This window comes from Aeromonas caviae, assembly GCF_000819785.1.
GTDB classification, from domain to species: Bacteria; Pseudomonadota; Gammaproteobacteria; order Enterobacterales; family Aeromonadaceae; genus Aeromonas; species Aeromonas caviae.
The window spans coordinates 136,748-154,956 of the sequence record NZ_CDBK01000014.1 but is presented as its reverse complement, the minus strand read 5'-3'; the positions used below and the strand labels follow the sequence as shown (position 1 = coordinate 154,956).

At 64.2% G+C, this 18,209-nt stretch carries 19 protein-coding genes; 8 read left to right on the top strand and 11 right to left on the bottom strand.

All coding sequences use genetic code 11. From position 1 onward, the window contains the following. Positions 1 to 37: 37 nt before the first annotated feature. Entirely contained in the window at positions 38 to 517 is a 480-nt protein-coding gene (gene rloA3 / locus BN1120_RS02075; RefSeq protein WP_223919489.1) for a retropepsin-like aspartic peptidase RloA3, read from the bottom strand. A gap of 391 nt (positions 518 to 908) precedes the next feature. Between rloA3 and BN1120_RS02070 the strand changes: the two genes are divergently transcribed. From BN1120_RS02070 to efp, 3 genes are all read left to right on the top strand, one after another. Then, positions 909 to 1,952, top strand: a complete 1,044-nt coding sequence (locus BN1120_RS02070) for a GMP reductase (RefSeq protein WP_042014520.1) — start codon at positions 909 to 911, stop codon at positions 1,950 to 1,952. 92 nt (positions 1,953 to 2,044) lie between these two features. After that, entirely contained in the window at positions 2,045 to 3,241 is a 1,197-nt protein-coding gene (gene earP, locus BN1120_RS02065) for an elongation factor P maturation arginine rhamnosyltransferase EarP (protein WP_042014519.1), read from the top strand. Positions 3,242 to 3,286: 45 nt separating this feature from the next. Next, entirely contained in the window at positions 3,287 to 3,853 is a 567-nt protein-coding gene (gene efp / locus BN1120_RS02060) for an elongation factor P (RefSeq protein WP_010673788.1), read from the top strand. Between the two features lie 94 nt (positions 3,854 to 3,947). On the opposite strand, the gene BN1120_RS02055 is transcribed toward efp, so the two are convergent. The 4 genes from BN1120_RS02055 to BN1120_RS02040 are packed head-to-tail and all read right to left on the bottom strand — an operon-like array spanning position 3,948 to position 7,269. Then, positions 3,948 to 4,619: a methionine ABC transporter permease gene (locus BN1120_RS02055; protein WP_010673787.1), complete on the bottom strand. Its 672-nt coding sequence runs from the start codon at positions 4,617 to 4,619 to the stop codon at positions 3,948 to 3,950. Further along, entirely contained in the window at positions 4,604 to 5,398 is a 795-nt protein-coding gene (locus BN1120_RS02050; RefSeq protein ID WP_080767849.1) for a methionine ABC transporter ATP-binding protein, read from the bottom strand. Before BN1120_RS02050 ends, BN1120_RS02055 begins: the two co-directional genes overlap by 16 nt. Then, positions 5,395 to 6,207, bottom strand: coding sequence for a MetQ/NlpA family ABC transporter substrate-binding protein (locus BN1120_RS02045; protein ID WP_042014517.1), 813 nt, complete (start codon positions 6,205 to 6,207; stop codon positions 5,395 to 5,397). Before BN1120_RS02045 ends, BN1120_RS02050 begins: the two co-directional genes overlap by 4 nt. A 21-nt stretch (positions 6,208 to 6,228) precedes the next feature. Beyond that, on the bottom strand, positions 6,229 to 7,269 hold the full coding sequence (locus tag BN1120_RS02040; protein ID WP_042014516.1) for an isopenicillin N synthase family dioxygenase: 1,041 nt from the start codon (positions 7,267 to 7,269) through the stop codon (positions 6,229 to 6,231). A 309-nt stretch (positions 7,270 to 7,578) separates the two neighbouring features. On the opposite strand from BN1120_RS02040, the gene BN1120_RS02035 reads away from it, so the two are divergent. Together BN1120_RS02035 and BN1120_RS02030 are read left to right on the top strand one after the other, a co-directional pair. Continuing rightward, positions 7,579 to 8,349 (top strand): DUF3530 family protein, encoded by a 771-nt coding sequence (locus BN1120_RS02035; RefSeq protein ID WP_042014515.1) that lies wholly within the window; start codon positions 7,579 to 7,581, stop codon positions 8,347 to 8,349. 119 nt (positions 8,350 to 8,468) lie between these two features. Further along, entirely contained in the window at positions 8,469 to 9,425 is a 957-nt protein-coding gene (locus tag BN1120_RS02030; protein ID WP_039041095.1) for a D-2-hydroxyacid dehydrogenase, read from the top strand. 87 nt (positions 9,426 to 9,512) lie between these two features. Here the strand turns inward: BN1120_RS02030 and BN1120_RS02025 are convergent, their stop codons facing one another. Further along, positions 9,513 to 9,986 (bottom strand): YMGG-like glycine zipper-containing protein, encoded by a 474-nt coding sequence (locus tag BN1120_RS02025; RefSeq protein WP_039041096.1) that lies wholly within the window; start codon positions 9,984 to 9,986, stop codon positions 9,513 to 9,515. A gap of 241 nt (positions 9,987 to 10,227) precedes the next feature. After that, positions 10,228 to 11,772: a sensor domain-containing diguanylate cyclase gene (locus BN1120_RS02020; RefSeq protein WP_042014512.1), complete on the bottom strand. Its 1,545-nt coding sequence runs from the start codon at positions 11,770 to 11,772 to the stop codon at positions 10,228 to 10,230. 290 nt (positions 11,773 to 12,062) lie between these two features. Between BN1120_RS02020 and BN1120_RS02015 the strand changes: the two genes are divergently transcribed. Together BN1120_RS02015 and BN1120_RS02010 are read left to right on the top strand one after the other, a co-directional pair. After that, entirely contained in the window at positions 12,063 to 12,665 is a 603-nt protein-coding gene (locus BN1120_RS02015) for a nitroreductase family protein (protein WP_010673779.1), read from the top strand. Positions 12,666 to 12,772: 107 nt separating this feature from the next. Further along, positions 12,773 to 14,233, top strand: coding sequence for a sensor domain-containing diguanylate cyclase (locus BN1120_RS02010; protein WP_042014509.1), 1,461 nt, complete (start codon positions 12,773 to 12,775; stop codon positions 14,231 to 14,233). Between the two features lie 21 nt (positions 14,234 to 14,254). Here the strand turns inward: BN1120_RS02010 and BN1120_RS02005 are convergent, their stop codons facing one another. After that, positions 14,255 to 14,926, bottom strand: coding sequence for an HAD-IA family hydrolase (locus tag BN1120_RS02005; protein ID WP_042014508.1), 672 nt, complete (start codon positions 14,924 to 14,926; stop codon positions 14,255 to 14,257). Further along, on the bottom strand, positions 14,923 to 15,147 hold the full coding sequence (locus tag BN1120_RS02000) for a hypothetical protein (RefSeq protein WP_010673776.1): 225 nt from the start codon (positions 15,145 to 15,147) through the stop codon (positions 14,923 to 14,925). Before BN1120_RS02000 ends, BN1120_RS02005 begins: the two co-directional genes overlap by 4 nt. Positions 15,148 to 15,261: 114 nt before the next feature. Between BN1120_RS02000 and BN1120_RS01995 the strand changes: the two genes are divergently transcribed. Continuing rightward, a complete protein-coding gene (locus BN1120_RS01995) occupies positions 15,262 to 16,143 on the top strand; it encodes a LysR family transcriptional regulator (protein ID WP_042014507.1) in 882 nt (293 codons plus the stop codon). A 45-nt stretch (positions 16,144 to 16,188) separates the two neighbouring features. Here the strand turns inward: BN1120_RS01995 and BN1120_RS01990 are convergent, their stop codons facing one another. Together BN1120_RS01990 and BN1120_RS01985 are read right to left on the bottom strand one after the other, a co-directional pair. Beyond that, complete coding sequence (locus tag BN1120_RS01990; RefSeq protein ID WP_042014506.1) at positions 16,189 to 16,764, bottom strand: cysteine hydrolase family protein; 576 nt, start codon at positions 16,762 to 16,764, stop codon at positions 16,189 to 16,191. A gap of 139 nt (positions 16,765 to 16,903) precedes the next feature. After that, positions 16,904 to 18,067: an FAD-dependent monooxygenase gene (locus BN1120_RS01985; protein ID WP_010673773.1), complete on the bottom strand. Its 1,164-nt coding sequence runs from the start codon at positions 18,065 to 18,067 to the stop codon at positions 16,904 to 16,906. Positions 18,068 to 18,209: the final 142 nt, after the last annotated feature.

Genomic DNA, 18,209 nt, shown 5'->3' with positions numbered 1-18,209 from the left:
CGGGGGCCAGGCCCCCGTTTTTCATGGCTGCACCACCCTAGTCGCAGGTGGGCTGTACAGTGAAGGTCCGGCTCGAATCCACCGGTCCCAGCTCCGCCAGCAGACGGCGCCCCAGCAGCACCGGGTAGATCATCTTGCTGCGATCCCGCAGGGTGAACCACTCCTTGTAGACCTGGTCCCCGACGCAGACGGACATGGTCACCGTCGGGCGCTGCTCCATGCCGCCCGCCCCGCGCACGGTCACGCTGCGCTCCACAGGTCGCTCCACGCTCCGGTGCACCACCTTGTCGGTATTGGCATCGGTCAGCACCAGGTTGAAGCGCACCCAGGGCTTGCCATCCTTCTTGAAATGCTTCAGGTCGCGGGCATCCAGCGACGAAGTGAGAGCACCGGTATCGAGCTTCATCTTGACCGCCACTCCGTAGGGCATCAGCACCCCCTTCTCGATCCAGCCATAGCTGGTCTGGGCCGCCATCGCGCTGCCGCACAGCGCCCACATCATGGCCGCCGCCACCATTCTCTTGCCCATCTTGCTCTCTCGCCTTGTCAGTCTTGCGCCCAGATGTATCACAGCCAACTGCCGGGTCAACCGGATTCTGGCGCGCAGGAGAGCGGGCTCTGGACGCGGTGCCAACAGGCGACAATCTATGCCGGGTACGGCGCGAGAGTGGGGAATGCAGCAGGAAAACGAGGGGAGAACAGGGTGCTGGATGACGCTGGCGGTCATCCTCAGGTTGTGACGCCAAAGGCTACCACAGCGGTGCGTGAATTATCAGTCTTGTTCTGACGGGATTTTTGCCTACACTGCTGTAAACCGGAGGGCCTGAAAACCACCGGTTTTTTTGCGCCTGCCGAAAAGTTGCCACTGCAAAGTGAGCTCTCACACAAGGCTCAATAAGGAATTCGCAATGCGTATCGAAGAAGACTTGAAGCTCGGTTTCAAGGATGTCCTGTTTCGCCCCAAGCGCTCTACTCTCAAGAGCCGTTCCCAAGTCAGCCTGACCCGCCAGTTCACCTTCAAGCACACCCAGACCCAATGGCAGGGCGTGCCCGTCATCGCCGCCAACATGGATACCGTCGGCAGCTTCGCCATGGCGCGTACCCTGGCCAGCTTCGAGATGATGACGGCGGTGCACAAGCACTACAGCCTTGCGCAGTGGCAAACCTTCGTCAATGAGACCGACCAGGCCCTGCTGGGTCATGTGATGGTCTCCACCGGCACCTCGGAGGAGGACTTCACCAAGACACGCCAGATCCTCGCGATGTCCAGCGCCCTGCGCTTCATCTGCGTGGACGTGGCCAACGGCTACTCCCAGCACTTCGTCGAGTTTCTGCGCAAGATCCGCGAGGCCTGCCCGAACCACGTCATCCTGGCGGGCAACGTGGTGACCGGCGAGATGGTGGAGGAGCTGATCCTCTCCGGCGCCGACATCGTCAAGGTGGGCATAGGCCCGGGCTCGGTCTGCACCACCCGGGTCAAGACCGGGGTCGGCTACCCGCAGCTCTCCGCCATCATCGAGTGTGCCGATGCGGCCCACGGCCTGGGTGGCCAGATCGTCGGTGACGGCGGCTGCACCTGCCCGGGGGATGTGGCCAAGGCATTTGGCGGCGGCGCCGACTTCGTGATGCTGGGGGGCATGCTGGCCGCTCACGAAGAGTGCGGCGGTGAAATCGTCGAGGTCGATGGCGAGCCCTTCATGAAGTTCTACGGCATGAGCTCGGCCAGCGCCATGGACAAGCACGCTGGCGGCGTCGCCGAGTATCGCGCCTCCGAAGGCAAAACCGTGCTGCTGCCCTACCGCGGCCCGGTGGAGAACACGGTGCGCGACATCCTGGGCGGGGTGCGATCCACCTGCACCTATGTGGGGGCCAGCCAGTTGAAAGAGCTCACCAAACGCACCACCTTCATCCGGGTGCGCGAGCAGGAGAACAACGTCTACGGCAAGGAGTAAGTTCCTCCTTCGGCCCCGAGCCGACCGTTAGAAGCCAGCCAACCGGTGTGCTACCCTGCGCACCGGTTTTTTTGCATCTGGGACCCTGCGCCATGACAAGCCCTCTCCCCCCCTTCGACTGGGACATCTTCTGCTGCGTCGTCGACAACTTCGGTGACATCGGCGTCACCTGGCGACTCGCCCGCCAGCTCAAACAGGAAGGCGTGCTCCCGGCGCAGAAGAGTGAGGTGCAGGTGCGGCTCTGGGTGGACGATCTGGTTAGCTTCGCCCGCATCTGCCCGGCGCTCGACCCCGCACAGGACGGTCAGTGGGTCGATGGCATCTATGTCCAGCACTGGCACGAGCGCCTCCCCGCCGACATGACCCCGGCCAGGGTGGTCATCGAGGCGTTTGCCTGCGAGCTGCCCGCCCCCTTTATCGAACGCATGGCCGAGCAGACCACGCCCCCCTGCTGGATCAACCTCGAATACCTCTCGGCCGAGAGCTGGGTCGAGGATTGCCATGGCCTCGCCTCGCCCCAGCAGGTCGGCAGCCGGCGCCTCGACAAGTACTTCTTCTTCCCGGGTTTCACGCAGAAAACGGGCGGCCTCTTGTGCGAGCACGGCCTCATCGTCGAGCGCGAGCGCTGGCAACAGGATGAAGCGGGACTGGCCGCCTACTGGGCCAGCCTCGGCCTGCCACCCCAACGAGAAGACGAGCTGCGGGTCAGCCTCTTTACCTACGAGAGCAAGGCGCTCAGGAGCCTGGTCGAGGGCTGGCGCCAGAGCGTCACCCCCGTCACCCTGCTGCTGCCGCTGGGGCGCTCCCTCGACGACGTGCTCATCGGCGCAGGGCTGGCAGAGGCCATTCCCGGTGCCAGGGCCGGAGATCTGCTCCAGGCGGGCAACCTCACCGTCAAGCTGCTGCCGATGACCGATCAGAGGGGCTACGATCGCCTGCTGTGGAGCTGCGATCTCAACCTGGTGCGCGGGGAGGACTCCTTCGTGCGGGCCCAGTGGGCGGGGCGCCCCTTCCTCTGGCATATCTACCAGCAGGAAGAGGATGCCCACATGGTCAAGCTGGACGGTTTTCTCGACCACTACCTCTCCCCCTTGCCAGCGCCGGCCGGTCAGTGGCTGCGCCGCTTCAACCATGCCCTCAACCGGGGGGAACACACCGGTGAACTCTGGGCACAATGGCCGCAATACGCGGCCATATGGCAGCAACATGGGCGCACCTGGCCACAGAGGCTGCTGGCGGACGGGGATCTCGTCACGAGGTTGGTGAAATTTTTAGAAAGCCGTATATAATCTGGCAGTTTTTATCCGTCCGTTTCACGAACAGGAATTTTTTACATGAAAACCGCACAGGAAATCCGCGCTGGTAACGTAGTCATGATCGGCACCGAGCCGATGGTGGTCCAGAAGGCTGAATTCAACAAATCCGGCCGTAACTCCGCCGTGGTCAAGATGAAGCTGAAGGGTCTGCTGAACGGCAGCGCCACCGAGACCGTCTTCAAGGCCGACGACAAGCTGGAAGTCGTTCAGCTGGAGCGTAAAGAGTGCACCTACTCCTACTACTCCGACCCGCTGTATGTCTTCATGGACACCGAGTACAACCAGTACGACGTCGAGAAAGACAACCTGGGTGATGCCCTGAACTACCTGGTAGACGGCATGGAAGACCTCTGCGAAGTGACTTTCTACAACGAGAAAGCCATCTCCGTAGAACTGCCGACCACCATCGTGCGTGAAGTCGAGTACACCGAGCCGGCCGCCCGTGGCGACACCTCCGGTAAAGTGACCAAGCCTGCCCGCCTGAAGGGCACCTCCTACGAGCTGGCCGTTGCCGCCTTCGTGGAGATCGGTGACAAGATCGAAATCGACACCCGTACCGGTGAATTCAAGCGTCGCGTCAACTAAGTTGACCCCTTGATGTGATTGCAAAAAAAGCGAGCCAAGGCTCGCTTTTTTATTGGCTGGCACCTCACGGCCGGCCTGATGAGAAGCCGTGCCCCTAGCGGCGATGGGCCAGTGCCCGCACCAGCCTGTCCCCCACCCCCTGTACCAGTTGCACCAGCAGCAGCAACATGACCACTGTCCCTGCCATCACCTTGTCATCAAAGCGCTGGTAGCCGTAGCGGATCGCCAGATCCCCGAGCCCGCCACCACCGACCACCCCTGCCATGGAGGAGAAGCCAATGAGCATCACCACCGTCAGGGTGAGTCCGGCCAGCAGCGCCGGCAAGGCCTCGGGCAGCAGCGCCTTGACGACCACGTGCCAGCCGCTGCCCCCCATGGCGAGCACGGCTTCGACGCGCCCCTTGTCCACCTCATCGAGGGCGCTCTCCACCACCCGGGCAAAGAAGGGGAAGGCCCCCAGGGTGATGGGGACGATGGCGGCGGTGCTGCCCAGTGAGGTGCCGACCACCAGCCGGGTCAGGGGGATCAGGGCGATCAGGAGCACCACGAAGGGGAGCGACCGCCCGATGTTGATACCGATCCCCAGCACCATGTTGAGACGGGGCAAGGGCAGCACGCCCCCGGGGCGGGTCACCACCAGCAGCACCCCGGTCGGCAGCCCCAGCAGCAGGGTGAACACGGCCGCCACTCCCACCATGTAGAGCGTTTCGAGCGACCCCTGATACATCAGTTCGAGCAAGGCATCGACACTCAGGCGACTCTGCATAAACGCACCTCCTCTGTGACTCCGTGACGCGCCATGAAACGCCGCAGGATCTCGGGATCCGGCAACAGGGCCTGCCGCACGCGGGAGTCGGGGTTGGCCAGCAGGGTGCGCAGAGCGCCGCTTTCCACCAGCTGACCCCGTTCAAGCAATGCCGCGTGATCGCAGATGGCCCTGACCACCTCCAGCTCGTGGGTGATGAGCACTATGGTGATCCCGAGGCGGCGGTTGATGTCGGCAAGCAGCGCCAGCACCGACTCCGTGGTCTCCGGATCCAGGGCACTGGTCGCCTCGTCACAGAGCAAGTGGCGCGGATTGGCGGCCAGGGCGCGGGCGATGCCCACTCGTTGCTTCTGCCCCCCCGACAACTGGGAGGGAAAGGCGCGACGGTGCTCGCCAAGCCCCACCAGTTCCAGCAGCTCGCTGACCCGGGCAACCCGCTCCCGGCGCGCCACTCCGGCGATTTCCAGCGGGACTGCCACGTTCTCCTCCACGCTGCGGGCGTGCAGCAGATTGAAGTGCTGGAAAATCATGCCGGTCCCCTGACGGTGGCGGCGCAAGGCCGCCCCCTCCAGGGCCGTGATGTCGCGGCCATCGAACAGGATGCGGCCCCGGCTTGGCCTCTCCAGCAGATTGAGGCAACGAATGAGCGTGCTCTTGCCCGCGCCGCTGCGCCCGAGAATGCCGTAGATGGCCCCATCCGGAATCTCGAGCGACACCCCCTCCAGAGCGGGTTGCCCGTGCCCCGGGTACTGCTTGCCGAGCCCCTCCAGCACGATCATGACTGCCGCCCGGCCACCGGGATCACCGACCCCTTGTAGCTCTTGCGAATGAAGTCGGCGATCGCCCTGGACTCCAGGTCCCGCGCCAACTGGCGGATCCGCGGATCATCCTTGAGCGCCGGGGTGGTCACCAGGATGTTGGCGTAGGGATTGTTCTGGGCGCTCTCCAGCCCCAGGGCATCGCGAGCAGGCTCCAGCCCCGCCTCCAGGGCATAGTTGCCATTGATCACCGCCAGATCCACGTCGTCGAGGGAGCGCGGCAGCTGCGGCGCCTCGATCTCCAGGATCCTGAGCGCCTTGGGGTTGGTGGCGATGTCGTGCACCGTCGCCAGATCCCGCGCCGGATCTTCATGGCCGGCCTTGAGGGTGATGAGCCCCTCGTGCTGCAACAGATAGAGGGCCCGGCTCAGGTTGGTGACATTGTTGGGCAGGGCGATCACCGCCTTTTCCGGTACCTCCCTCAGGTGCTTGAACTTCTTCGAATAGATGCCAAGAGGCTCCACGTGTACGGTCGCGGCCACCACCAGCTCGGTGCCGAGCGCCTTCTCCTGATCCCGCAGGTAAGGGACGTGCTGGAAGTAGTTGGCATCCACATCACCCGCCACCAGCAGAGCATTGGCATTGATGCCGCCACTGAGCTCGATCACCTGCAGATCCAGCGAAGGGTCCTGGCGTTTCACCTCGCCGAGGATATCCGCATGGGGCAGTGGATCCGCGGCAACCCGCAGCGCCTGGGCTGCCTGGGCGGAGAGAGAGAGTCCGAGGGCCAATACCAGGCCGCTCAGGGAAAACAGTCCGTGCTTGTTCATCTTGTGCTCCTTGCCATGCAATCAATGGGTGGTTTCGCCGACCGCCAGCGCCCGGGGCGCCGGCAACAGATCGGCATGGTGGCGCAATGCCACATCAGGGTGAGAACGCAGCCGCCCCTTGAGGTAGTTCCAGCCCACCTCCCGCAGCAGCGGATTGTGCGGGTCGGTGGCAGGCCCCCTGGCTTCACGGGCCAGTGCCTCGGGCAGCGGATAGACGGGCACCACAGCGTCGAGCTGGGCCCCCAGGAAGAAGGCGATGGAGAGACGCTCCTGCCCCGGCGCCGACGGCACCACCCGGTGCACGGTCGCCCGCAGGTAGCCGTTGCTGGCGAGCTCCAGCAGCTCACCGATGTTGACCACGAAGGTGCCGGGGAGCGGGAGCGCATCGATCCAGTGATCCGGCGCCACCTCCACCTGCAGGCCGGGCTGGTCATCCTGCAGCAGGAAGCTCAGGAAGCCCGAATCCTTGTGGGGACCGACTCCCTGGGTGGCGCCCCGCTCACCGGGATAGCGGATCAGCTTGATATGTTCGTTGGGACGCTCTCCGTGCAGGGCATCGAAGGCATCTGGCGACAGTGCGAGCGCCTCGGCAAAAGCCCCGAGCAGGGTACGGGACATCCGGGTCATCTGCCCACGCCAGCGCGTCAGCACGGGTTGCAGTGTCGGCAGCGCCTCCGGCCACTGATTCGGCCCCTGCAACCGCCACCAGGGCGGGTCGCCCGCCGCGCGCGGCAAGGCAGGGCGATCGGCACCGATATCAAACTGCTCTCGCCAGTCGGGTTGACCCCGGGTCAGCTCCGCCCCCGGTCGGTTGTAGCCACGAAAATGGGGAGAGTGGATCATGGCGACCTGCTGCTTGGCCGCCAGAGGCAGCGCAAAGAAGGCCCGCGACAGCTGCTGCACCTCCTGTTGCAGCTCGGGATCGATGCCGTGGCCGGTCAGGTAGAAAAATCCCGTCTCTCTCGCGGCATCGCGCAACGATGCCAGAAAATCGGCCCGGGCGTCGGGCGAGGCATCCAGCAGCCTCAGGTCGAGGATGGGCAAGTGAACCAAGGTGCTCATGGCGATAACGCTCCCTGTCGATGGAAAGTGAGGGTGAACCTCTCGTTCTGACGAGACAGGGGGGAGAATTCTCCGCCTGCGGCCAGTGGCGACATGCCCCGGCCCCCTGTCTGTCTGCCCTTACTGAACCATGTATGGGTCACGGGATGGAACAATCAAAACCGGGAATGCTTTGCCATTTGGAACAATCCCGGGCCCGTGTCCGGCCCGCCGGTCAGACCCTCTTCGCCACCGCCGATGCCGATGTGCCCCCTTGCCCTAAAGAAACCCCCGGCGAGGCCGCTATGAGGGAGTGCTGGAGGATCCCCCATGACATTTCGCCCCTATCTGCTGCTGACCCTGCTTGCTTTTACCGCCCACGGCGCCGGGCAGGCACCGTCAGGCGCCGCCCCGGATCCAGCCCCCCTGGTTCCCCCCGACTACTGGCAGAGCAGCGACTGGCAGGGGATACCCGACAGCACCAGAGTGGACAGGCAACAGGTACTGTTTGCCAAGCACGACAGCGACAACTACGTGGGTCTGGTCATCCTGCTGCCCGACTGGCAGCGCAGCGGCCAGCTGTGGCAACTGACCCGGGAGCTGGGGCGCCTCGGTTTCGATACCCTGCTGCTGCTCCCCTCGCCGCAGCAGACCGAGCTCGACCCCGCCGCCGAGAAGAAACAGCAGGTCATCGACGATTTTCGCAAGCAGTTTGCCTCCCGCATCAGCAAGCTGGGGGATGCCAAGCTGCAGGAGGGGGGCTTCAAGCTGCTGCTGGCCCAGGGTACCAGCGCCGCCTGGGCCGCCAACCTCATCGCCAGCGAACAGTTGCCCGCCCCCGATGCCCTGGTGCTGCTCGACGGCTTCTTCCCCAACCAGCTGAGCAACCAGACCCTCGCCAAGCAGATAGCCCAGGGCAGCATCCCTACCCTGGATCTCTATCAGGAGGAGGGAGGACGCTGGCCCCTGCTGGCGGCCGAAGCCCGCAGAAGCGAGAGCCGCCGCAGCCACAAGCTCAACTACCGCCCCTATGCCCTGATGGATCTGGAGGAGACGCCGGGGCGCATCCAGGGCTGGCTGACGCACCTGGGCTGGATCTGAGGCCCTCCGAGGCACAGCCCCCGCCTTTACCTTCCCCATCGGACTTGGCCCGATGCCACCGCGCTGGTCAGCCGCCCTCCATGTTTGGCATCATGTCCGAACCAACGGCAGGAGGCTTCATGCAGCAAATCGTGTTTCTCGACAGCGACACCCTGGACACCGGCATCAATCTGCGCCGCCCCGATTTTCCCCATCACTGGCAAAGCTACCCGACCACGGCGCCGGATCAGGTGGTGGAGCGGCTCAAGTGCGCCAGCATCGCCATCATCAACAAGGTGCGCATCGGGGCCGATGAACTGGCCCAGCTTCCCGAACTGCGCCTGATCGCCCTGGCCGCCACCGGCAGCGACAACCTGGATCTGGAGGCGTGCCGCGCCGCCAATGTCGCCGTGTGCAATATCCGCAACTACTCGGGCCCTTCCGTCCCCGAGCACGCCATGGCCCTGATGCTCGCCCTGTCGCGCAACCTGTTCGCCTGGCGCCAGTCCCTGCTGGAGGGGCGCTGGCAACAAAGCGGCCAGTTCTGCTTCTTCGACCACCCCATCACGGATCTGCATGGCAAGCGCCTCGGGATCATCGGCAAGGGAACCCTGGGACAGGCGCTGGGACAGCGGGCAAGCGCCATCGGGATGGAGGTTTACTATGCCCAGAGCCAGGTCGGCTCCCCGGGGGATGACGACAGGCTGCCCCTGGATGCCCTGCTGCAAAGTTCGGATGTGATCAGCCTGCACTGCCCGCTCACCCCCTACACCCGCCATCTCATCGGGGAGCGGGAGTTGGCCCTGATGAAACCGGGTGCCCTGCTCATCAACGTGGGCCGTGGCGGCCTGGTGGACGAGCAGGCGCTGCTCGAAGCCCTCGGCAACGGCCGTCTGGGGGGCGCCGGCTTCGATGTGGCAAGCGTCGAGCCGCCGCCTCCGGATCACCCCCTGATGCAGGCCCTGCGTTACCCCAATTTCATCCTGACTCCCCACGTGGCCTGGGCCAGCGAAGAGTCGATGCAGCGCCTCGCGGATCAGCTCATCGACAACATCAACGCCTTCTCCCTTGGCAGGCGCCAGCACAGGCTGGTGTAAGAGGCCGCTCGCCGCCCCTTACGGGCCGGCAGCGGGCTCAAAAAAAGGGGCCAAAGGCCCCTTTTTGTCGATCAGCTTGCCGCGGCATCAGTCGTCATGCCATCTGTGCTTGCGGTGCTTTTTGTGTTTCTTGTGGTGCTTGTGATAGCGCCTGTCATCGTAATAGCGATCGCCGCGGCTCTCGTGACCATCCCCGGTCCTGGCTCCGATGGCGGAACCACCGGCACCACCGATACCGGCGCCGATCAGCTGGCCCGTGCTGCCACCGACGCTCTTGCCGATGGCTGCCCCGCCTAGGGCACCGACGGCGCCGCCGAGCGCCGCTTCGTTCTTGTTGCCCCTATTGGCCGTGGCCGCACCACCGGCCGCGCCCCCCAGGGCGGCCCCCACCAGGGCGCCGGTGTCGCCACCCAGCTCCTTGCCGATCATGGTGCCCGCCACCCCGCCGGCTCCGCCGCCGAGAATGGTATTGAGGGTCTCGGATGCCTGCACCTGTCCTGTGCCCAACAGCAACGCCCCCAGCAGCGCCAGTGCGCTCATGCCAAACGGTTTCATTTTCATGGGGTACTCCTGTCAAACCTGATGATTGATTATTTTTCCCTGCACTATACAAAGCCCCCTGACCTGCGCCACTGCCGCAAGGGGCACCTCACGGCCAGCCCTCCCTGTCTCCGGTTCGCGACACGATGCAAGAAAGCAGGCTAACCACCTGAAACCACATCAAAAAAAAAGGTCACACGAGAAATCATCCCCGTCATGACCCTTTTCCCGGCCTAAAGGCCCTTTTTTGCAGCGATCACCGTCAGACAGATACTGTCACAACCTCCCCGTCAACGGGCGACGACGCCGCCAGATGCCAGCAATCCCGCCCCTGGTGCTTGCTCTCGTACAGGCAGGCATCCGCCCGCTCGAGCAGCGTCAGGGCATCATCCGGATAGCGCGCGCCGCCGGCGCTCAGGGTGATGGCGTCGGCGAACTCCCGCCATTTCAGGGCCTTCACCCGACCGAGCAGGTGGGTCAGGCGACATTCCACCTCCGCCTGCTCCCAGGGCAGCAAGGCCGCAAATTCATCGCCCCCGATGCGATAGACCCGCTCATCCCCCAGGGTTCTCGCCATGATGGTGGCTACCCGAAACAGCACCGCATCCCCCACACCGTGTCCCCAGCTGTCGTTGACGCGCTTGAAGTTGTCCACATCGAACAGCACCAGCCAGTAGGGCCTCCCCGCCTGCTCCAGCCCCGCCCGCTGCTGATCGAAGGCTCGCCGGTTCAGGATGCCGGTGAGAGGGTCGTGGAGCAGGGCATCCTGCCCTTGCAGCAGGCTGTTTCGCACCTGTTCTATCTCTCCCAGGCTGCCGTGCACGAACCAGGTTCGCTGACGCCGCTGGATCTCCTTTCGCGCCTCATCCCGGATGAGGCCGCTGAGCGAGCCCTGCACCAGCGCCTGCTCCTGACGAAAGATCCGCACCAGAAACCACAGGCTGCACAGCCAGATGCAGAGCAATGCCAGGGCGGGCAGCACCACCATCAGCAGGGTGTCTTGCAGGTTTTCATGAAAATGGGAGGGGGGGAGATAGACGTTGAGATCCCACTCCATCCCCTCCAGAGCGTGTTGCAGGTGGCGTCCTTCCCAGAACCCGTCCAGGCCGGCCGCCTGCGTCTCCCGCTCGAGACGGGGCGGCAACAGCGACAAATTGTGCCCCACCACCAGCTTGCCCCCCTTGCGCTCGGTGATGTAGAGGGCCACCGGATCCTCACCCACTGCCCGGTGCAACGCCCCCTGCAAGGCGCTGAACGACATGTCCACCATCAGCAGCCCAAGCAGTTGCCCCTCATCATCCTTGACCCGCTTGATGAGAGTCAGTACCTGCCGGGCCGAATCGAACTCCGGGTAGGGACCGAACCAGACGAGATCATCGCCCTCGCCGGACAGGGTCTGGTACCAAGGCCGCGCCTGTGCCCGGTAGCCCTCCGGTTGCTGCCAGTCGGGATAGCCGTCGAGCCGATGGGTGCGCGCATTGTAAAAATAGAGGAAGTGGGCGTCGTACTTGAACTGATGGGCAATGGCCCAGATGGGATTGATGGCCGATGCCCCGGCAGCGATGGCCTGCTTGTCCAGGGACGCCTCCAGCACGCCAAGCTGGCGGCGATTGTCCTGCGCCATGTCCTGGAACAGGGTGGCGTCGAGGGCGGCCAGCATGTGACCATAACCCGCCACCGTCTTGTCGATGCTGCTCAGGTAGCTGGCTGCCGCCAGCAACAGGGTGGCGATCAGCACCAGCCCTCCCAGGAGAAACGACAGCGGAGTCAGTATGTAATAGCGTTCCTTGATCAGCGCCGCCGTCATGCCACCCTCTATAAAATGTCATATTTTATGAATTTTATAGATTAAAAATCTGAAAAAGATATTGATTGAAGTCATTAACATCCACTACTAATGATAAAAAAGATATCAAGGTGTCTCACGGCCATATTCACATCCGTCATGTGAATATCCATAAAAAGTAGAAACAGTCATTACTCCTCGTTGACGGTTTATTGCCCGCAAGGTGATATAGTCGATGACTCGAGAAATCGGAGCCAGATGACCTTTGTCGGCAACGCTGGCGGTGATGATTCATCAACCAAGGAGATGTTATGAGCAGTCCGTTTATCGAACAGATCAAAGCACGTCGTACCATCTATGCCCTGGGCAACCGGGTGACCCACTCTGAGGCCCAGCTGACCGCCCTCATCAAGGATGCCGTCAAGCACAGCCCCTCTTCGTTCAACTCCCAGAGTTCCCGCGCCGTCATCCTGTTCGGCGAGCAGCACCACAAGCTGTGGGACATCGTCAAGGCGGAGCTCAAGAAGATAGTGCCGCCGGAGGCCTATCCCCAGAGTGAAGCCAAGATCAACGGCAGCTTCCGCGCCGGGGCTGGCACCGTGCTCTTCTTCGAAGACACCGCCGTCATCGAGGATCTTCAGCAGAAATTCGCTCTCTATGCCGACAACTTCCCCATCTGGTCCGAACATGCCACCGGGATCGCCCAGTTCGCGGTCTGGACCACCCTGGCCCAGGAGGGCATCGGCGCCTCCCTGCAACACTACAACCCGCTCATCGACGATGCGGTGCGCAAGGAGTGGGACCTGCCCGCCAGCTGGCTGCTCCGTGCCCAGATGCCTTTTGGCAGCATAGAGCAACCTGCCGGCGACAAGACCTTCATTGACGACGACGTGCGTTTCCGGGTCTTCAAGTAAGCCTTCACGCCCCCTCCAACAGGGGGCGTTTTCTTCTCTCCCCCTCGTTCACCCTTGTCACGTGCCAGCCATACTCTGAACAAACGCTCTCTTGTCAGGAGGTCCCCATGGGGGACATCGCACGCCAACGTACCTCATGCACATTGACGCCCTTGTCCGCTCTGTTGTGTGTCGCCGCCCTGGTACTGCTGTTCTCGCTGATCGGCATCTTCACCCGCCCCCCCAACCTGCTGGCGGCCTTCTGGCCTGCCAATGCGGTCCTGCTCGGCTGCATGGTGCGCTATCCACGCCTGGCCACCCCGGCGGGCTGGGCCGGCGGCATACTGGGCTTTTTTCTCGCCGCCCTCTTCACCGGCGAGCCCCTGTTCAAAACCATCCTGCTGACCTGCGGCAACCTGGCCGGCATCGGCGTCGGGTATCTGCTGATGCATCGGCTCGCGCCTGCCGACAAGCTCCTCAGGCGCCCCACCTCCCTCGTGCTCCTGCTGCGAAACACTCTGGCCGCCTCCCTCGCCGCCGGCGTGGTCGGCGCCATCATCAATCCCATCCTGTCTCTGGGCCCCCCGCTCTACGGGCTGGGCTTCTGGTTTGCCAGCGAGCTGGTGAACTACATGACCATACTGCCGGTGCTCCTGACACTGCCTCCCCATGACAGCGTGCCCCCCTGGCGCACCCTCCTTTACCGCACCGAGTTCTCCTGGGCCAGATTGATGCCGCTGCTGAGCCTGGTGGCCTCCCTGCTGCTCACCCTGCTCGTCGAGGGGCCGGGATCCATCGCCTTCCCGGTACCGGCGCTGCTCTGGTGCGCCGTCACCTACTCCGTCTTCGCCACCAGCCTGCTGACCCTGAGTTACAGCACCCTGATCCTGATCGCCCTCTCAAACGGCCACCTCGTCATCAATCACGATGTCCAGACCCAGTACTGGATGTTCTCCGTCCGGATAGGGGTCATGTTGATCGCTCTCACCCCCCTGACCGCCGCCAGCATCATGGCGGCCCGCAACAGCCTGCTGCGGGAGATGAAACACCTGGCCCACCACGATCACCTGACCGGTGCGCTGAACCGGGCCGGCTTCTGGTCGGCCGCCAACGAACTGCTCCAGTACCTCACGGTGCAGCGCTACCCTGTGGCGATCTGCATGCTGGACATCGATCATTTCAAACGCATCAATGATCGTCACGGTCACGAAGAGGGTGACAACCAGTTGAGCAGCTTCGCGGCCCGTGTGCGCGACCAGCTTCGACCGGGGGATCTCTTCTGTCGCCTGGGGGGAGAGGAGTTCGTGGCCATCTGGCCCGGCCTCAGCGAGGAGCAGGCAATGGCAGTTGCCGAGCGGCTGCGAAAAATCGTCGCGCAGCCAGGGGAAGAAAAGGGAGCCGAGCCCGCCGTCTGCATCACAGTCAGCATCGGTATCGCCTCCCAGAAAGAGGGCCCCTTCAATCTGGACGAGCTGCTCTCTCGCGCCGATCAGGCGCTCTATCTGGCCAAGCACAATGGCCGCAACCGGGTGGAACGCTATTCGGCCGAGCAGGCTTCCCCCAGCATCGGGCAATCTTGCGGCGCCTGAATGGCATGCCCCTTGTCGTCATCATCCGGCCTCTGCCGGCAGCGGGGCGGGCAGATGAAGATGGAGCCCGTCTGGTGCCACCTCGATCTCGATCCCGCGCCAGTCCCGCAGCCAGCCCTTGAGCCTGTCGTCATACCGCCTTGTTCCCCCCATCTGCACCACCTGGCAACCCGCCTGCAGGGCGCTGGCGATGCCCGCTGGTGCATCCTCGAACACCAGGCAATCGGCCGGAGCCAGTCCCAACCGGCTGGAAGCCAGCAAATAAGGCTCGGGATCCGGCTTGCCCCGTACCACATCACCGGCACACACCAGGAGTCGGGGCAGCGGCAATCCGGCGTGCAGCAGCCGGTGCTCTGCCACCCTCCGGCTTGCGGAAGTCACCAGCGCCCAGCGCGTCGACGGCAGCTGTTCGAGCCGTCGCCGGGCACCGTCCAGAGGTATCGGCGCCGCAGCGTATGCCATCTCCAGATCGTCGAGCAGGGCCACCTCCACCGCCATGTCCAACTGGGGAGCCAGGGCCCCTATCACCTCCCGTGAGCGCACGCCGTGACACATGGCGAGCACGGGAGCGGGATCCAGCCCATGGTGCTGACACCAGCGCCGCCACACGACTTCCACGTCGCCGGTGGAGTGGACCAGGGTCCCGTCCATGTCCAGCAGCAGGGCCGCGGCCTTCACGCGCACCGCGCTCACAGGGCTCTCCCCGCCAGCGCATCGGCGAAGACCTGCCGCTGGGCAGCGGCCTCGTAACAGGCGAGCGCCTGCTCCGCATTGCTGGCCCACACCGGCAAGGGGGCGACGACGAACCCCTGCTGCAACAGACTGGTCAGCAGCTCCCCGGTCTCCGGTGCGGCCAGCGGCTGAGCCATCACCAGGCTCCCCTTGATCAAAAACAGATAGCGTTCGCTCGACATAACATGACTCCTTGTGGCTGAACAGCGGGCAAGCAGGCCCGTTTCGAGACCATTAGAACAAGGAGATTAGATAATTTATAATCAATAAATCGCCACATTGGATAACCAAATGGAATGAGATTCGACCTGAGACAATTGCAGGCCTTCGTCATGCTGGCCGAGAGTGCCAACTACCGGGAGGCGGCCAGCCGGCTTTTTGTGACGCAACCGGCCCTGACCAAGCAGATCCAGGGGCTGGAGCAGGCCCTCGGCAGCACCCTGTTCAACCGGGGCCGCCACGGGGCCGAGCTGACCGCCATCGGCCTCCAGTTGCTGCCCCAGGCCATGGCTCTGGTGGATCACGGCAAGGGATTCGAGCAGCATGCCCTGGCGCTGGCAAGCGGTGCCGCCGGACGCCTCAACATCGGGTTCGGGCTCTCCAGCTTCGCACTGGCCCCCTCCCTGGTGGCCCGTTTCAAACAGCAGGCCCCCGACGTGCTGGTCCACCTGCGGGACACCACCTCCGCCATCCAGCAGGAGCACTTGCTGGCGGGTCGGCTGCAACTGGGCTTCATGCGACGGCCTGATGCGCCGCAGCTGAGGGAACACAGGTTGCTGACGGACAGACTGGTGCTGGCCGTCCCCACCCAGGTGGCAGGGTCGGACTTCGACCTGGAGCGGGCGCTGATCCGCGATCCCTTGCTGCAGATGGTGGGCCATCGCTGTCCGGGTCTCAGCCAGCAGATCGCCCGCTTTCTCGGCGCCAACCGGCTGACCGGTCTCATCCAGGAGGCGGAAGACATCCAGACCCTGGTCGCCCTGGTGGCCGCCGGTATCGGCAACGCCATCCTGCCGCGCAGCGTAGGGTTCATCGCGGGCAAGGAGGTGACCCTCTACCCTCTCTCCGGCCCCTGGTCGGAATGGGAAATCAGCCTGGTGTGGAACCCGGAATTTGCCGATCCCATTCGGGATCGCTTCCTCGCCATGGTGAGAGAAACGCACCCCGAGCCCGCATGAGATGCATGAGATGCATGAGATGCCTGCAGGAGAGGATGGCCGGGCTCAGTCCCGTTCCGCCAGCTCCGCGACCTTGATGATCTCGGCAATGCGACCGAGCATGCGCAGGGAAGCCTGATGTTCTGCGGCATCCGCCGCCGCGCAGGCATCTTCCAGGATGGTGATGGCGTAGTCCCGATCGTGGCCATCTCGCACCGCCCCCTGAATGGCCCAGCTGGTGCTCACGCCGCACACATAGAGATGCTCGATGCGATTGGCCCGTAGCGCAGGCTCCAGCGCCGTGCCGTAGAAGGGGCTGACTCTGGGTTTGGTCAGCACCAGATCCCCGGGTTGCACATCGAGCTCCGGGTGAAAGTCGGTGCCGCTGTCGGCCAGGGAGAGGGCCCCGAACTGCCGGGCACGGCCAAACATGGGGGAGCCCTTGGGTTGCAGCAGATAGCCCTCGTCAAACCCCACCTTGATGAGCACCACCAGCCAGCCGTGAGCGCGGGCATGAGCCAGCGCTTGGTTGGCGTGCGCAATGGCGTCCTGCTCGATCACCTGGGCCGCCGAGGCGGCGATGCGCCCGTCCGGGTGGGCGATGTCGTTGATGAAATCGATCACCAGCAATGCCTTGTTCATGGTGTGCCCCCCCTTGCCTGAGGCCGTTTTTCCCCTGCGCCGCCAGGATCACTCCTCGCGGCCATATAAAAAACTGGCTGGCACCATCACACGGATTGATATGCCACCCGATTGGCACCTGGCAGTGCCACGCACTGCCTCATACCAGCCCAAGCGCATAGCGTAGCGCCATCTCCTTGAGGGGGCCCGCCTTGTCCGCCAGATTCAGCGCCAGGTTGCGGGCAAGCCTGAGGGGGCCTATCTCGTTGCTGAAGACCCCGTAGAAGAGATCCATCCCCGACTGCATCAGCAGGTTGTCAGGGCGGCGTCGCCCCTCGTAACGCCCGGCCAGCGCCAGCTCGTGCCACTGTGCCCCCGCCTTGCCGAGCAACCCGGCCCAGCAGGCCACGTCCTTGAAACCGAGGTTCACCCCCTGCCCCGCCAGCGGGTTGATGGTGTGGGCCGCATCCCCGAGCAGCACCACTCGCCCGGCGTGATAGTCGTTGGCGTGGCGGCGCACCAGGGGGAAGCTCCCCTTGGCCGTCACGGTGAAACCGCCAAGGCGGCTCGGGAAGTGGCGGCGCACCTCGACGGCCAGGGCCTCGTTGCTCATGGCGGCCAGCGCCCGGATGCGGGCCGGGCTGTCATACCAGACCAGGGAGCCATGGCGGCCCGGCAGCGGCAGGAAGGCCCGCGGGCCGCTCGGGGTGAACTGCTGCCAGGTGATGTCTTCCTGGGCAAAATCGGTGTCGATGTTGATCAGCATGCAGTGCTGGCGGTACTCGAAACGCGACACCCCGATACCGGCCAATCGCCGGGTGTGGGATTCGGCACCATCGCAGGCCAGCACCCAGCGCGCCTGCAGCTCGGTGCCGTCATCCAGAGTCAGCACGGCGTCATCCGCACTCTGGCGCAGACTCGTCACCGCCGCCGGGGTATGGGTCTGGATGGTCGGGAAATCCTCCATCCTTTTCAGCAGTGCGAGCTGGATCAGCCGGTTCTCGATGATGTAGCCGAGCTGGGGCAGCCCGAGATCCACCGCGTCGAAGCGGGTAGCGAAGCCGTCCAGCTCCCAGGTCTCCAGCCGACGGTAGGGGCACAGCCGCATCTGCTGCAGATATTGCCAGGCACCGGCCCGGGTCAGCAGCGCCACCGAGGCCTGACTGATGGCGGAAACCCGCAGATCCAGCGACTGCTCGGGGGCATAGGGCTCGGGCAACCGGGTCTCGATGACCCGAACCGAGAGCCCCTCTGCCGCCAGCAGGCAGGCGGTGGCGGCGCCCACCATGCCGGCGCCGACGATGGCGATATCACACTGTTCCATAACTTGATTCCTGCAAGGAGTCCCCCGCGATAAGGGGCAAGGGCCGAACCGAATGGGGCATGATAACGCAAGGAGGCGGCAGAAACAGTGAGGGGGATGCGCAATTGCCGACGACAAGCCGGCCCTGATGGCGACGGGCGGC

Bases quoted from the DNA above. Each gene is read 5' to 3' on its own strand.
- rloA3 (WP_223919489.1), bottom strand. From the start codon at position 517: ATGGTGGCGGCGGCCATGATGTGGGCGCTGTGCGGCAGCGCGATGGCG.
- BN1120_RS02070 (WP_042014520.1), top strand. From the start codon at position 909: ATGCGTATCGAAGAAGACTTGAAGCTCGGTTTCAAGGATGTCCTGTTT.
- earP (WP_042014519.1), top strand. From the start codon at position 2,045: ATGACAAGCCCTCTCCCCCCCTTCGACTGGGACATCTTCTGCTGCGTC.
- efp (WP_010673788.1), top strand. From the start codon at position 3,287: ATGAAAACCGCACAGGAAATCCGCGCTGGTAACGTAGTCATGATCGGC.
- BN1120_RS02055 (WP_010673787.1), bottom strand. From the start codon at position 4,619: ATGCAGAGTCGCCTGAGTGTCGATGCCTTGCTCGAACTGATGTATCAG.
- BN1120_RS02050 (WP_080767849.1), bottom strand. From the start codon at position 5,398: ATGATCGTGCTGGAGGGGCTCGGCAAGCAGTACCCGGGGCACGGGCAA.
- BN1120_RS02045 (WP_042014517.1), bottom strand. From the start codon at position 6,207: ATGAACAAGCACGGACTGTTTTCCCTGAGCGGCCTGGTATTGGCCCTC.
- BN1120_RS02040 (WP_042014516.1), bottom strand. From the start codon at position 7,269: ATGAGCACCTTGGTTCACTTGCCCATCCTCGACCTGAGGCTGCTGGAT.
- BN1120_RS02035 (WP_042014515.1), top strand. From the start codon at position 7,579: ATGACATTTCGCCCCTATCTGCTGCTGACCCTGCTTGCTTTTACCGCC.
- BN1120_RS02030 (WP_039041095.1), top strand. From the start codon at position 8,469: ATGCAGCAAATCGTGTTTCTCGACAGCGACACCCTGGACACCGGCATC.
- BN1120_RS02025 (WP_039041096.1), bottom strand. From the start codon at position 9,986: ATGAAAATGAAACCGTTTGGCATGAGCGCACTGGCGCTGCTGGGGGCG.
- BN1120_RS02020 (WP_042014512.1), bottom strand. From the start codon at position 11,772: ATGACGGCGGCGCTGATCAAGGAACGCTATTACATACTGACTCCGCTG.
- BN1120_RS02015 (WP_010673779.1), top strand. From the start codon at position 12,063: ATGAGCAGTCCGTTTATCGAACAGATCAAAGCACGTCGTACCATCTAT.
- BN1120_RS02010 (WP_042014509.1), top strand. From the start codon at position 12,773: ATGGGGGACATCGCACGCCAACGTACCTCATGCACATTGACGCCCTTG.
- BN1120_RS02000 (WP_010673776.1), bottom strand. From the start codon at position 15,147: ATGTCGAGCGAACGCTATCTGTTTTTGATCAAGGGGAGCCTGGTGATG.
- BN1120_RS01995 (WP_042014507.1), top strand. From the start codon at position 15,262: ATGAGATTCGACCTGAGACAATTGCAGGCCTTCGTCATGCTGGCCGAG.
- BN1120_RS01990 (WP_042014506.1), bottom strand. From the start codon at position 16,764: ATGAACAAGGCATTGCTGGTGATCGATTTCATCAACGACATCGCCCAC.
- BN1120_RS01985 (WP_010673773.1), bottom strand. From the start codon at position 18,067: ATGGAACAGTGTGATATCGCCATCGTCGGCGCCGGCATGGTGGGCGCC.